We start from the raw sequence: 12,458 nt of genomic DNA on the forward strand, positions 1-12,458 counted from the left end.
GGCGCGAGAACACCGCGCCGACCGCCCCGAGGGAGCACGAGATGGCCGCCTATCTGACCGTGTTGACCACCACCGGAAGCGAGGAGTCCGCCCACGCCCTGGCCCGGGCCGCCGTGAAGGGCCGGCTCGCCGCCTGCGCCCAGATCGAGGCGCCGATCACCAGCGTCTACCGCTGGCGGGGCGAGATCCACACCGATCCCGAGTGGCGGGTGCACCTCAAGACCACGGACGCCCGCTATCCGGCGCTCGAAGCGCTGCTCCTGGAGACCCACCCCTACGACGTGCCCGAGATCATCGCCACCGCGATCGACCGGGGCTCGGACGCCTATCTGCGCTGGCTGGACGAGGAGACGGACACCCGGCGCTGACGGCTCAACCCGCCGCCGGCAGCTCCTTGTAGTAGAAGGAGCAGTCCCGCAGCGCGCCGCCCGACTCGGCGGCATAGGCGGGGACGACGCCATAGCGGGTCCAGCCGGCCGAGCGGTAGAGCCCCTCGGCCGGCGTCCCGCTCTCCGTGTCGAGCAGCAGCAGCCGCAACCCGGCCGCGACGGCGGCCCGTTCGGCCGTGGTGAGCAACGCCCGTCCCAGGCCACGGCCCTGGGCGAGGGGCCGCACCATCAGCTTCACCACCTCGGCGCGGTGCCGCCCCGCCGGCATGGGCACGAGGGCGAGCCCGACCGTGCCCAGCAGCACGCCCCGCTCCCTCGCCACCCAGACGGCGAGCCCGCCATCGGCGACGGCGGCGCGCCGCCCCCGCCACCACGCCTCGGCCGCGCCCACGTCCAGCGGACGCAGAAAGCCGAGCGAGACGCTGCCCGCGACCAACTCCCCCAGCAGCTCGGCCAGTTCGGGAACGGCGGCGTCGAAATCGGCCGGGCCCAACCGGGAGATCCCCAGCTCGCTCACGGCAGCACCACCACCAGGGCGTAGCGGGCCGGCTCCGGCCCCTCGCAGCGGAAGCGGGAGCCGCCCCAGAGCCGGAACCGCAGGCAGTCGCCGGCCACCAGCCGATGCTCGACACCGTGCACCGTGATCTCCACCGCGCCGGCCAGCAGCCAGATGTGCTGCTCCACGCCCGGCACCGGCGGCCCCTCATAGGCCACATCGGCGCCGGCCGGCAGCTCCACCTCGACCAGCTCGCCCCGCAGCCCGGCGTGCGGCGGTGAGACGGAACGGCGCGTGAAGCCCGCGCCCGGATCGCGCCAGACGGACTGCGCCCCCGCGCGCACCAACTGCGGCGGCTCCGTCTCCACCTCGGCCAGCAGCCGGGACATCGTCCGCTCATAGGCCGCGCAGAGCTTGTTCAACAGGGTGGCGGTGGGGCTGATCTCGGCGCGCTCAAGGCGGGAGAGCGTGGACCGGCTGACGCCGGTGCGGCCCGCCAACTCGTCCAGCGACCAGCCGCGTTCCACCCGCAGCTCGGTCAACCGCCCGGCCAGCCGGGACTCCATCGCGTCTCTCATATCCGAGAGCATATCCCATATCCGGGACACGCCTGGTCAGGCGTGTGGTCCGACCGGGACCACGCCCAGGGTGAGCGTCGGCCGCGCCTCCAGGATCGCGCCGACCCGCTCCACCTGATCGCCCAACTCCCGCCGCAGGCGCGCCGTCAGCTCCTCGAACGGCTCCACCGTCACCGAGAGGCGGGCCCCCGCACGCCGCTGGTGCCAGATGCCGCGCACCACGCCGTCGATCAACACCACCGGCATGTTCCCCGCCTGCCCGCGAGCCAGCGCCCGCTCCCTGGCCCGGCCGGGAAAGAGCAGCTCACGCGGGTGGCCGCCGACCCCGTAGGCGTCGAAGTACGGCAGCAGACGCAGCCCCGACGGCTCCCCCACCGGCGGCGCGTCGTCGCCGGCCACCAGAAAGGCGGTCTCCCCGGCCAGCCGCACCGGCCGCAACTCGTCGGCCAGCGAGGCGAACAGCTCGGACGTCCACCTCCTCGGCGCGGCCAGCCAGCGGGCGAACTGCTGGGGCGTGGCCGGCCCGTAGGCCCAGAGAAAGCGCCTGACCAGCTCGGCCAGCGCCGCGTCCGGCGCCCCAGGACGGAACCCGGGCAGCCAGCGGCGCGGGTTGGTGTAGGTGACCCGACGCCCCCGGTCGGCACCGAAGCAGAGCACCCCGCGATGCGCGGCGGTATGCAGCGCCTGCCGCCAGCGCGGCCACATGCCGCCGAAGGCCGGCATCACCAACTCGCCGGCCCACGCCCCCACTTCGGCGATCACCGCATCGCTGAGCTCCTCCACGACCAGCTCGACGTCCGCCAGCGCCCGCCCGATCGCCGCGACCACCGCGTCCGTCCGCTCAGCCGACATCCGCGCGCTCGCCGGCAGGCCGCCTCCGGCCGGCACCGCCGACAGCGCGCCCGTCCACAGCGGCAACTCCTCGGTGGGGAGGAGATGGACGGTGCCGCGCGGGCCGAAGGTCTTCACCAGCGACCGCTCCTCCCACAGCGCCCGCCGCACATCGGCCCGCGTCCCGGCGACCGTCCGCAGCCCCACGGACAGCTCGGCCGCCGACAGCACCTGGGCATGCGCCCCGCACATCGCCCGCACCACGGCGGGGACGGGGGCCCCGGCGGACGGCGCCGAGAGACCGTGCCGCTCCATCCGCCGCGCCACCACATCCGCCCAGCTCAACTCCGGTGCGTCCAACGCCAGATCGCTCATGCACCGAACGGTAGGCGCGATACAGGAACATCAACTTCCGCTATCGCCCCCGCCCCGGCGTCCGTCAGTCGATCGACGGGGTGCCGCCGTCCCAACGCAGCGGCGTCACATACATGCCGCGCACCAGCGGGTCCTCGGAGAGCACGCCGTGGAAGGCCAGCCAGTCCCCGTCGGCGCCCGGGATGACATCCTGCCCGCCGGGCCCGGTGATCCCGGTGTTCTCGGTGTTCATCAGCGGCTCGTCCGACTTGGCGTAGGGGCCGGTGAGCGCGGGAGCGGTGGCGTAGCCCGTGAAGTAGCTGCCGTCGCCGTAGAAACCGGCGGAGTAGAACAGGACATACACCCCGTCCCGCTTGACCAGGGTGGGCGCCTCGATCAGCCCGCCCTCCTCGGGCCGGTCCTGCTTGAGGAGCGGGACCCGGTCACCGGCGAACCCGAGGCCGTCCGGGGTGAGTCGCTGGAGGTAGATCCAGGTGTCGACGCCCACCGCGTTGCCGTCGTTCTTGTAGAGCAGATACGGGGTGCCGTCGTCGTCGGTGAACGTGGTGGCGTCGATGGCGCCGCCCTCGTCGGCCGGGCAGACCAGCGGCCCCTCGCCCACCGGCGTGAAGGGCCCGCCCGGGGTGTCCGAGACGGCGGTGCCCAGGCACTGGCGGTCGGAGGCGATATCGCGGGCCGTGTAGTACAGGACATAGGAGCCGTCGGGCTGCGGGGTCACCTCGGGCGCCCAGGTCAGGCCCTCGCGGGCCCAGTCGCCGAGGGTGGGCAACGCGTCGGGCCCACGGGTCCAGGGCCCCTCGGGCGAGGGCGCGCTCGCCGTCTGCACATTGCCGGCCTCGGCGTTGGTGGCGTAGGCCCAGAGGGTGCCGTCCGCCGAGACGATGTCGGGGTCGGGGAAGTCCGTGTCGATCACCAGCAGGGGCGCCGCCGCCGCGTGCGCCGCCGGGGCGGTGGGCACCAGCGCTGCGAGGGCGAGCGCCCCGGCGGCGGTCAGCGAACGACGGGCGGGCACGGGCGACTTGGGCATCCGGGACATGGTGCGGCTCCTGGGGGGAGGGAGTTGAGGCATGCTCGGCGAGGGGGACAGCGGCCGACGGGCACGTCCGGCGTCGGGCTTCTCCAGCGATTTTCCAACGATGTAGAACTGGTCGCCAAACAGGACAACACAGCCGACTGACGGGTGTCCATACCCGTGCGTTGATGGAATTCGTGGGTTCCTGTGCGGAGTTGCGAGCCGCCGAGCGCGGTGCCCGGCGGCTCCCCCACGGGGTAGTCCGCCGGGCACCGCCCCGTCGGATCAGTCCACGGCGACCCGGGCCGACTCCGGTACCAGCGGCGGACGTGCGCAGCTGCTCGCCGGCCGGACCACCCGGTTCTCCGCCGACGCCTTCAGCAACGCCTCCATCACGTCCAGCACATGGAGCGCGACCTCCCCCGTCGCCCGCGCCGGCGTGTCGGTGCGCAGGGCGCGCGCCAGATCGGCCAGCCCGAGGCCGCGCCCGGCCGCCGCGTATCCGTGGGTCAGCGGCACGTCCTGCCACCCCTCGGACCCCGGCGTGGCCAACCGCACGGGCCCTTCGAACCGGTTGGGATCGGGAACGGAGACGCTGCCGCCGGTGCCGTGCACCTCGATCCTGGGCAGCTCGTGCCTCTGCACGTCGAAGCTCATCAACACCGTGCTGAGCGCCCCGTTCTCATGCCGGAGCACCCCGGTGACATGGGTCTCCACATCGACGGGGAAGCGCTCGCCGGCCCGCTCCCCCGACCCGACGGCCCGCTCGGCGCCGCTCCTGCTGGCCGCGCCGTAGACGGACTCGACCGGCCCCAACAGGTGGACCAGCGCGCTCAGATAGTAGGGGCCCATGTCGAACAGCGGGCCGCCGCCCGGCTGGTAGTAGAAGTCCGGGTTGGGGTGCCAGCGCTCGTGCCCCGGGCAGGCGAAGAACGCGGTGGCGGCGACGGGTTGACCGATCCGCCCGTCGTCGATCAGCGCCCGCGCGGTCTGGGTGCCCTGCCCGAGGACGGTGTCGGGCGCCGAACCGACGCGCAGCCCCGCCTCCCCCGCGGCGGCCAACAGGGCCCGGGCGTCGACCGCGTTGGCGGCCAGCGGCTTCTCACCGTAGACATGCTTGCCGCCGGCGACGGCCGCCAGGCCGACGGCCGCGTGCGCGGCCGGGATGGTCAGGTTGAGGACGATGTCCACGTCGTCGGCGGCGTAGACCTCGTCCGGGGTGCTGGCCCGCACCTCCTCCCGGCCCTCGACGGCCGCGCGGGCCCGTTCGGGGTTGAGATCGGCGACGGCGGTGAGGCGGACGCCCGCATCCGCCCCGTGCTGATCGAAGTAGTCGAGATACTGACCGCTGATGGCGCCAACACCGACGATTCCCACCCGGGTCGGGTTCAACGAGCCGCCCACAGCAGCCCCCTCTCGGTCAGCGTCCGCACGGTCGGGTCCTGGAGATCGTCCAGCTTGTGGCCGATGGTGTTCACAAAGACGCGGCCCTCGCCCCACTGCCGCGTCCAGACGGCCGGACAGGTCACCCCCCTGGCCTCCGCCGGCACCCCGGGGTCGTCGGTCGCGAAGGTGGTGGTGGCCAACACCTCGACATCGGGCGCGGTGTGCACCAGATACTGCTCGGTGTGGAGCGGGATGCGGGCCGGCAGCTCCCGCACCACGGGGTGATCGGCCCGCTCGGGCAGGATGTCGACGGTGTGGTCGAGCCACTCGGCGGGGTGCATCACGAACTGCCCCCCGGTGAGCCACTGATAGGCGGTGTTCGCCCGGAACGCGTCACAGATGCCGCCATGCCAACCGGCCAACCCGGTACCGGCCCGGACGGCGGCGGCCAGGCCGTCGGACTGATCCCGGGTGATCTCGCCCATGGTCCAGCACTGGACGATCAGATCGGTCGCGGCAAGCGCCTCGGCGTCAAGATAGGCGTCAAGAGTGTCGGATACGGTCACCTCAAAGCCCTGTTCGCGCAGCGACGGCAGAAACAGGTCGGTGGTCTCGATGGGGGCGTGGCCTTCCCAGCCACCACGGATCACCAGGGCCCGACGGGGGGCTTCGGCGGTGGGCATACGGACTCCGTTTCAACGAGTCAGTCGGAGTGGTTCAGCGGCGGCGTGCCTGCCGGCGGCCGACCCGGGCAGGCGCCCCGGACACGCCCAGCCCATCCGTCAACGGCCGGTCGGACACAGAAAGTAGTCGGACAACGGTTGATCGGACAACGGTCGGCAAAGGTCACTTACGGGCGGCCCATGCTGCGTGCAACGTCAGCAACCCGACCATCCTTCACCACGACCGCCCCACTGACGAGATCACCGCACCAATGTGACAAAAGGCACCAACGATCTTCCCCACGCGTGCCGACATCCGCCGCGGGGCAGGGCGGCACGACGCCGGCACCGGCGTGTTGTCGGTGGCCCCGCGCCCCGCGCCCCCCTCGGAAAGGGCCCGGCGGCGATCAGGACGACTGATGGCGACCCGTGGCCGCGCCGCGTTCGAAGCGTTCCGATTGCGAACGGTCGATTGTTACGGTTGCGCTGTGGCCGGCACCCTCGACGCGAACACCGGTCCGCCCGCGCGAAGTTGCCGTTCACGATCGAAAGGTTGCTCAGGTGGCCGTCCTTCCCGTCCGAGGTGTCTGTTACGACGCCGGCGTCCGCTACGCCAAGGACTTCCACTCCCGCCCCCACTGGCACCCGGACGACGTGCGCCGCGATATGACCGCCATCCGGGATGACCTGTCCTGCAACGCCGTCTCCATCATGGCCACCGACCCGCGGCGGCTGATCGAAGCGGCGGACATCGCCGCCGAACTGGGCCTGCACGCCTGGCTGCAACCCCGGCTCATCGAGGCTCGACACGGCGCGATCGAGTCCGTCATGCGCGAACTGGGCCCGGCCGCGGAGCGCCTGAGTTCGCGGCACGGGCGCGTCGGGATCAACGTCGGCTGTGAGCTGACCCTCACCAGCCGGGGCATCGTGCCGGGACGCTCGTTCGACCACCGAGGAGAGCGGCTCCCGCGGCTGATCGGCAAGCGGAAGCACAAGTTCGACCGGGCGCTCAACGGGCTCCTCGACCGCCTGGTCACCGCCGTACGGGAGTCCTTCGGCGGCCCGATCACCTACGGCGCGGGCGACTGGGAGTCGGTCGACTGGTCCCGTTTCGGCTACGTCGGCCTGGACACCTACCGCGACGAACGCAACGCGGCGTTCTACACCGACCAGGTCAAGCGGCACGTCGAGGCCGGCAAGCCCGTGCTGATCACCGAGTTCGGCTCCTGCGCCTACCGGGGCGCGGCCGAACGCGGCGGGTCGGGATACGACGTCTTCGACCACCGCACCGACCCACCCAGCATCACCGCCGACGTGATCCGCGACGAGCAGGTCCAGGCCGACTACCTCACCGAGTCGATCGACGCCCTCACCTCGGCCGCCGTGCACGGCACTTTCGTGTTCGCCTTCAGCGAGCCCATGCTGGTCCACACCGACGACCCCACCACCGACGCCGACCTGGCCAGCTTCGGCATCGTCAAGATCACCCGTCCAGCCGGCCCAGGCCCGGACGAGTCCGAGCAGTGGACGCCCAAGGCCGCCCTGCACGCCGTCGCACGACGGTACGAGACCTTGGCGCCCGACGACGCCGCCCCCACCCCACGCCCGGCAGGTTGACCGCGACGGTGCCCACCCCGCACCGCCTCGCCCCGATCCCGACACCGGACGGCGGCCTCGGACGGCGGCCTCAAGCAAGCCAGGGGACGGGCTCTTCAGACCAGCGCCCTCGACCTTCCCTGCCCAGCGGGTAACGCTCCGCCCACCGACTGCCATCGAGCAACTCAAGGAGCGGTCATGGGCTTACGATTCCTGGGGATCATCCCGAACACACTGACGAGATCACCGCATCAAGCGCGACGAAGGGCACCGACTCTCCTCGGTGGCCCCGCCTGCCCCACCGGCAGAGTCAGCGGGCGCCGAGCGCCGCGCTGACGACGCGTTTCGTGTCGTCGAGGCCGGGAAGCGTGGAATCCGCGCCCGCCTCCGCCAGTTCAGCCTCGGTGCTACGACCGGTGGCCACGCCGACAGCGCGGACGCCGACCTCGACAGCCGCCCTGACATCCGCGGGCGTGTCCCCCAGAAGCGATACCCGGCCGACCGCAGGACTGCCCGCCCGCTTCAGCGCGATACGCACCAGCTCGGGCCGCGTCTCGGCGTCCTCCCCATAGGCGCCGGCCTCCCAGTCGACGAAGGAGTCAAGGCCGAAGGCCGCCAACTTGACCCGCGCACTGGACCGAACGTTCCCCGTGACGACGCCCTGCCGGACACCCGCCTCGGCCAACGCGGCCAGCGCGGACGCCGCCCCCGGCAGCGCGACCCCCCGAGACCGGATCTCCGCCACAGCCCGGGCATGCTCCTCGCCCAACGCCCTCGCGAACTCCTCGAACTCACGCCGCCCGGTGGTCACCCCGTGCAGTGCGGCCGTTTCCCGGAAGATCACCGGATCGGTCATCCCGTCCACAGCGGCCTGGCGCTCCATACGCCACCCGGTCACCCGGGCGAACGCACGCCCGAACAACTCCCCGCCCACACCCCGCATCTCCACCAAAGTGTGGTCGATATCCCAGAGCACCAGCCGTTCCATACACCCCTCCTATTACCTACTGTGCGCCTACGCTGACCATACGGACTCCGTTTCAACGAGTGAGTCAGAGCGATTCAAGAGCGGTGTGCCTGCCGGCGGCGCGGGGGCGCCTGCCGACGGCCGACACCCCATCCGGCGATCAGGAGGGCCTCGAAGAGCGGCAAGTTCCGGCGACCCCGGTGCCGGTGCGCTGCTCGGCGGCCTTGAGCACCCACAACGCCTCGGACAGGGCCCCGGCGCCGCCGGTCAGCCGCATCCGGCAGGTGGTAGAGCATGCCCAGCAACAGCACCACGTCATAGGAGCCGTCGGCGGCGTCGAGCCCCGCTTCACAGCCGGGGATGCGGCCGGCCTGCTCGACATGACGCGGCACCGAATCGATCAGCCGCACCTCGTACCCGTCCGCGAGCAGCCACCGCGCATGCGTCCTCGGCCCACCACCGACATCCAACACCCGCACCGGCGGCGCCGGTAGAAACGGCCGCACCAGTTCTGCGCCACCTGGAGCACGACCGATTGACTTCCTCGCCGCCCTGAGGGGCGGCGATTCCCGCCTACCGTGCCGTCAGAGGCTGTGGTGTCGGGTGGGTTCCTGCTTCGCTGCGCGGTGCCGGGACGGGTCCCGGTCTTACCTGCGCTCCACAGGCTGTCACGGCCAGTCCGGCCGCCTTGGCGACGTTGACCGCCGCGTTGATGTCCCGGTCCAGGACAGCCCCGCACGCCCCACACGTCCACACACGGACGTGCAGCGGCTTCGGACCGTCCTTCACGCCGCACTGCGAGCACACCTGAGACGTGGGCTCGAAGCGGCCGATCTCCACGAAGGTGCGCCCGTACCGTGCGGCCTTGTACTCCAGCATGTTCACGAACGCCGACCATCCGGCGTCGTGGACGGACTTGGCCAGGCGCGTGCGGGCGAGTCCCTTCACCGCCAGGTCCTCCACGGCGACCGCTTGGTTCTCGCGGAGCAGCTTCGTGGAGAGCTGGTGGTGGAACTCGCGGCGCGCGTCGGCCACCTTCGCGTGAGCGCGGGCGACCTTCAGCCGGGCCTTGTTCCGGTTGCTGGAGCCCTTCTCCACCTCCCTCGCTCAAGACCAGGCCATCCAGGAAGCCCTGGAAGCCATCGACGCCGACATCAGGATTCAACTCCCCACCACATGAACCTGATGTAAACGAACCGTGCCCCTCGAACCCGAGGAGCGGGTTCGAGGGGCGCGGTCAGGACGTCACGTGGTGGCGGTCAGTGTTCGCCGTCCTCGATGGCGGCCGGGCGGAGTTGGGCCGCGCGGACGCGGTCGACGTCCAGCTTGACCGAGCGGTCGAACCGGTAGACGCCGTTCTGCTCCTGGAAGACGTCCGTCAGCTGCGTGTAGCAGTAGCCGAACATGTCTGGGTCGTCCAGCAGCACGCCGGTGAGGCCGGCGAACCGCTGCTGGAACTCCTCCTCGTCGCGCGGCCGGTCGCCGTAGCCCCAGGACTCGGTGCGGTCGTCGCCCCGCGCCTCCGCTGCAGTCTCCGGGCACCACCAGATGCCGCCGAACTCGCTGACGAAGTACGGCTGTCCGTTGTAGGGCACCGACCACGGCTTGCCGTCGTCGTAGGCGTTGACATACGGCTCGTTCCTGCTGAGGCCGCCGACCTGCTTGGCGAACGCCTCCGGGTTCTGCTCGTAGGTGTGCGAGTCGTAGACGTCGGTCTCCTGGACGCGGTGCGCGTAGCCGGAGGTGTCCAGCACCGGCCGGCTGGTGTCCATCGCCTTGGTGGCGAGGAACATGCCCCGGGTGATGACGTCGAGCTGGGTGATGCGGTCGCTGAGGCCCTGGTAGGTCTCGTTGAGCGGGCACCAGCCGATGATCGACGGGTGGGAGTAATCCCGCTCGACGGCCTCCAGCCACTGCGCGACATAGGAGGCGTCGGGCTGCTGGTTGTCGTCGCCGCGACCGCCGACGTTGCAGCCCCAGTCGCCGAACTCGCCCCAGACCAGGTAGCCCAGGCGGTCCGCGTGGTAGAGGAAGCGCTCCTCGAAGACCTTCTGGTGCAGCCGGGCGCCGTTGAAGCCGGCTTCGAGGGAGAGCTCGATGTCGCGCAGCAGGGCCTCGTCGCTGGGCGCGGTCATCAGGCCGTCGGGGTACCAGCCCTGGTCCAGGACGAGGCGCTGGAAGACCTTCTCGCCGTTGATGGTGATGGCCTTGCCGTCGATGCCGACGGAGCGCAGGCCGGCGTAGCTCTCCGCGCCGTCGAGCACCGTGCCGTCCGCGTCGCGGAGTTCGAGGCGCAGGTCGTAGAGGTGCGGGTCGCCGGTGCTCCACACCCGGCGGCGGTCGGCCGGGACGGGGAGGTAGAGGCGGGGCGCGAGGTCGAGGTCGGCGCGGGCCTCGGCGACGGCCACCTCGCCGTCGGCGTCGCTGAGGACGGCGCGGACGGTGTGGCCCGGACGGTTGCCGGAGAGGGGCAGCTCCAGGTGGAACGCGGAGCCGGCCAGGTCGGGGGTTATCCGGGGCCGCTTGAGGTGGTCGTGGGCGACGGGCTCCAGCCACACGGTCTGCCAGATGCCGGTGGTCCTGGTGTAGTGGCAGTCGGTGTTGGCGTAGCGGATGGCCTGCTTGCCGCGCGCCTGCGGGCCCGACTTGGGGTCGCGGGCGCGGACCACGATGGTGATCTCCTCGCCGGCCCGGGCGACGTCGCCCAGATCGGCGGTGAAGGGGGTGAACCCGCCGCGGTGGCGGACGACCTGGGTGCCGTTGACCCAGACGGTGGTGTCGTAGTCGACGGCCTGGAAGTGCAACAGCACCCTGCGGCCGGCCCAGTCGGCGGGCACGGTCGCGGTGCGGCGGTACCAGACCGCTTCCAGGAAGTCGGTCTCGCCGATGCCGGAGAGTTCCGACTCCGGGCAGAAGGGAACGATGATCTCGCCGTTGAGGTCACGCTCTAGCAGTCCGCGGTCGATTCCGCTGTCGCCACGGTCGAACTCGAACTGCCAGGTGCCATTGAGGTTGAGCCAGTCGCCACGGACGAACTGCGGCCGTGGGTACTCGGGCCGCGGAATGGCGGAGGGGGAAGGCACAGAGACTCCAGTGAGATGGGTTGTCACCGATGCGAGGTTCCGCATCGTGCGGGAAAAGCTCGTGGTGAGGGCGGGTGGTGCGGGCGTCGGTACGGGTGTCGGGAGGCGGACATGGGACGGCGGCGGTCGCCCGCGCGCCGCCGTCCCGTTCCGCGTTCGGACCGGTCAGGTGCCGCCCAGACCCGTGGTGGCCACGGACTTGACGATGCGCCGCTGGAAGAAGAGGAAGACGACGATCAGCGGCGCCGCGGCGATCAGGGCCGAGGCCATGCTCTGGGCGTAGACCACGCCATAGGCGTCCTCAACGGTGGCCAGGCCGACCGGGAGGGTCATCAGGTTGGGGTCGTTGGTGACGATGAAGGGCCACAGGAAGTTGTTCCACGCGCCGATGAAGACGAACACCGAGACGGCGGCGACGATCGGGCGGGACAGCGGCAGCACGATCGACCAGAAGACCCGGAGGTCGGAGGCCCCGTCGATGCGGGCGGCCTCCTCCAACTCCCGGGGGATGCCGTCGAAGAAGCGCTTCAGGATGAACACCATCATCGGCGCCACCACCTGCGGGAGGATCACCGCCCAGTAGGTGTCCACCAGGTTGAACGCGAGCATCTCCTGGAACAGCGGCACGATGAGCAGTTGCGGCGGGACCATGATCGAGGCGACGGTGACGCCGAGCAGCAGCTTGCGGCCCTTGAAGGTGCCCCGGGAGAGACCGTAGGCGGCCAGGGTCGAGATCACGATGGTGATGAGCGTGACCAGGGCGGCGATCAGAATGCTGTTGAAGGCCCAGATCGGGATGTTGCCGCGATCCAGAACGGTGCGGTAGGGCTCAAGAGTCAGCGCGCCCTTGATCGGGTTGAGCCCGGGGGTGGCCACATCCTGTTCGCTCTGGAACGAGGTGGCGATCGCCCAGACAAAGGGCAGCAGCCACAGCCCGGCGAACACCACCAGGGCCACGCTGGCCAGGGCCCGGGGCAGCCGACCGTGGCCCAGCAGCAACGGGGCGCCCTCCTCCGTCGCCTGCTTGCGGCGGGGGCGACGGCCCATCGGGCCTCCGGCGGGGTGGAGACGGGGACGCGTGGT

Annotated in this window: 12 protein-coding genes and 1 pseudogene; 2 read left to right on the forward strand and 11 right to left on the reverse strand. The window is 71.3% G+C overall.

Translation table 11 applies throughout. The features are described 5' to 3' along the window. Window positions 1-41: 41 nt before the first annotated feature. A complete protein-coding gene (gene cutA, locus K4G22_RS06820; protein WP_228078860.1) occupies window positions 42-368 on the forward strand; it encodes a divalent-cation tolerance protein CutA in 327 nt (108 codons plus the stop codon). A gap of 4 nt (window positions 369-372) precedes the next feature. On the opposite strand, the gene K4G22_RS06825 is transcribed toward cutA, so the two are convergent. The 6 genes from K4G22_RS06825 to K4G22_RS06850 form a co-directional block, all read right to left on the reverse strand. Beyond that, window positions 373-906 carry a GNAT family N-acetyltransferase gene (locus K4G22_RS06825; RefSeq protein WP_228078862.1) on the reverse strand — a complete coding sequence of 178 codons (534 nt, stop codon included), beginning with the start codon at window positions 904-906 and terminating at the stop codon, window positions 373-375. Beyond that, window positions 903-1,463, reverse strand: a complete 561-nt coding sequence (locus K4G22_RS06830) for a helix-turn-helix domain-containing protein (RefSeq protein WP_228078864.1) — start codon at window positions 1,461-1,463, stop codon at window positions 903-905. The genes K4G22_RS06825 and K4G22_RS06830 overlap by 4 nt, the downstream gene beginning before the upstream one ends. Window positions 1,464-1,499: 36 nt before the next feature. Continuing rightward, entirely contained in the window at window positions 1,500-2,669 is a 1,170-nt protein-coding gene (locus K4G22_RS06835) for a winged helix DNA-binding domain-containing protein (protein ID WP_228078866.1), read from the reverse strand. A 64-nt stretch (window positions 2,670-2,733) separates the two neighbouring features. Next, on the reverse strand, window positions 2,734-3,696 hold the full coding sequence (locus K4G22_RS06840) for a glycoside hydrolase family 43 protein (RefSeq protein ID WP_228078868.1): 963 nt from the start codon (window positions 3,694-3,696) through the stop codon (window positions 2,734-2,736). A gap of 270 nt (window positions 3,697-3,966) precedes the next feature. Continuing rightward, window positions 3,967-5,085, reverse strand: a complete 1,119-nt coding sequence (locus tag K4G22_RS06845) for a Gfo/Idh/MocA family protein (protein ID WP_228078870.1) — start codon at window positions 5,083-5,085, stop codon at window positions 3,967-3,969. Beyond that, window positions 5,070-5,750 carry a ThuA domain-containing protein gene (locus tag K4G22_RS06850; RefSeq protein WP_228078872.1) on the reverse strand — a complete coding sequence of 227 codons (681 nt, stop codon included), beginning with the start codon at window positions 5,748-5,750 and terminating at the stop codon, window positions 5,070-5,072. The genes K4G22_RS06845 and K4G22_RS06850 overlap by 16 nt, the downstream gene beginning before the upstream one ends. A 540-nt stretch (window positions 5,751-6,290) precedes the next feature. Here K4G22_RS06850 and K4G22_RS06855 point away from each other — a divergent pair. Continuing rightward, window positions 6,291-7,346 (forward strand): glycoside hydrolase family 113 protein, encoded by a 1,056-nt coding sequence (locus K4G22_RS06855; protein ID WP_228078874.1) that lies wholly within the window; start codon window positions 6,291-6,293, stop codon window positions 7,344-7,346. Window positions 7,347-7,635: 289 nt separating this feature from the next. Here K4G22_RS06855 and K4G22_RS06860 read toward each other — a convergent pair whose 3' ends face one another. The 5 genes and pseudogenes from K4G22_RS06860 to K4G22_RS06880 all read right to left on the reverse strand — a co-directional run bounded on the left by K4G22_RS06860 (window position 7,636) and on the right by K4G22_RS06880 (window position 12,422). After that, window positions 7,636-8,313, reverse strand: coding sequence for an HAD family hydrolase (locus tag K4G22_RS06860; RefSeq protein WP_228078876.1), 678 nt, complete (start codon window positions 8,311-8,313; stop codon window positions 7,636-7,638). 74 nt (window positions 8,314-8,387) lie between these two features. Next, window positions 8,388-8,798, reverse strand: a complete 411-nt coding sequence (locus K4G22_RS31785; protein ID WP_322785077.1) for a class I SAM-dependent methyltransferase — start codon at window positions 8,796-8,798, stop codon at window positions 8,388-8,390. A gap of 67 nt (window positions 8,799-8,865) precedes the next feature. Then, window positions 8,866-9,387, reverse strand: a pseudogene (locus K4G22_RS06870) (RNA-guided endonuclease InsQ/TnpB family protein); the annotation flags it as partial. A gap of 164 nt (window positions 9,388-9,551) precedes the next feature. Continuing rightward, a complete protein-coding gene (locus K4G22_RS06875) occupies window positions 9,552-11,375 on the reverse strand; it encodes a glycoside hydrolase family 2 protein (RefSeq protein ID WP_228078877.1) in 1,824 nt (607 codons plus the stop codon). A 165-nt stretch (window positions 11,376-11,540) separates the two neighbouring features. After that, entirely contained in the window at window positions 11,541-12,422 is an 882-nt protein-coding gene (locus K4G22_RS06880; RefSeq protein ID WP_228078879.1) for a carbohydrate ABC transporter permease, read from the reverse strand. Between the last annotated feature and the right edge of the window lie 36 nt (window positions 12,423-12,458).

This window comes from Streptomyces profundus (assembly GCF_020740535.1).
Lineage (GTDB): Bacteria > Actinomycetota > Actinomycetes > Streptomycetales > Streptomycetaceae > Streptomyces > Streptomyces profundus.

What these genes read in the sequence shown, in the direction of transcription:
- cutA (WP_228078860.1), top strand. Translation starts at nt 42, where the DNA reads ATGGCCGCCTATCTGACCGTGTTGACCACCACCGGAAGCGAGGAGTCC.
- K4G22_RS06830 (WP_228078864.1), bottom strand. Translation starts at nt 1,463, where the DNA reads ATGAGAGACGCGATGGAGTCCCGGCTGGCCGGGCGGTTGACCGAGCTG.
- K4G22_RS06835 (WP_228078866.1), bottom strand. Translation starts at nt 2,669, where the DNA reads ATGAGCGATCTGGCGTTGGACGCACCGGAGTTGAGCTGGGCGGATGTG.
- K4G22_RS06840 (WP_228078868.1), bottom strand. Translation starts at nt 3,696, where the DNA reads ATGCCCAAGTCGCCCGTGCCCGCCCGTCGTTCGCTGACCGCCGCCGGG.
- K4G22_RS06850 (WP_228078872.1), bottom strand. Translation starts at nt 5,750, where the DNA reads ATGCCCACCGCCGAAGCCCCCCGTCGGGCCCTGGTGATCCGTGGTGGC.
- K4G22_RS06860 (WP_228078876.1), bottom strand. Translation starts at nt 8,313, where the DNA reads ATGGAACGGCTGGTGCTCTGGGATATCGACCACACTTTGGTGGAGATG.
- K4G22_RS06880 (WP_228078879.1), bottom strand. Translation starts at nt 12,422, where the DNA reads ATGGGCCGTCGCCCCCGCCGCAAGCAGGCGACGGAGGAGGGCGCCCCG.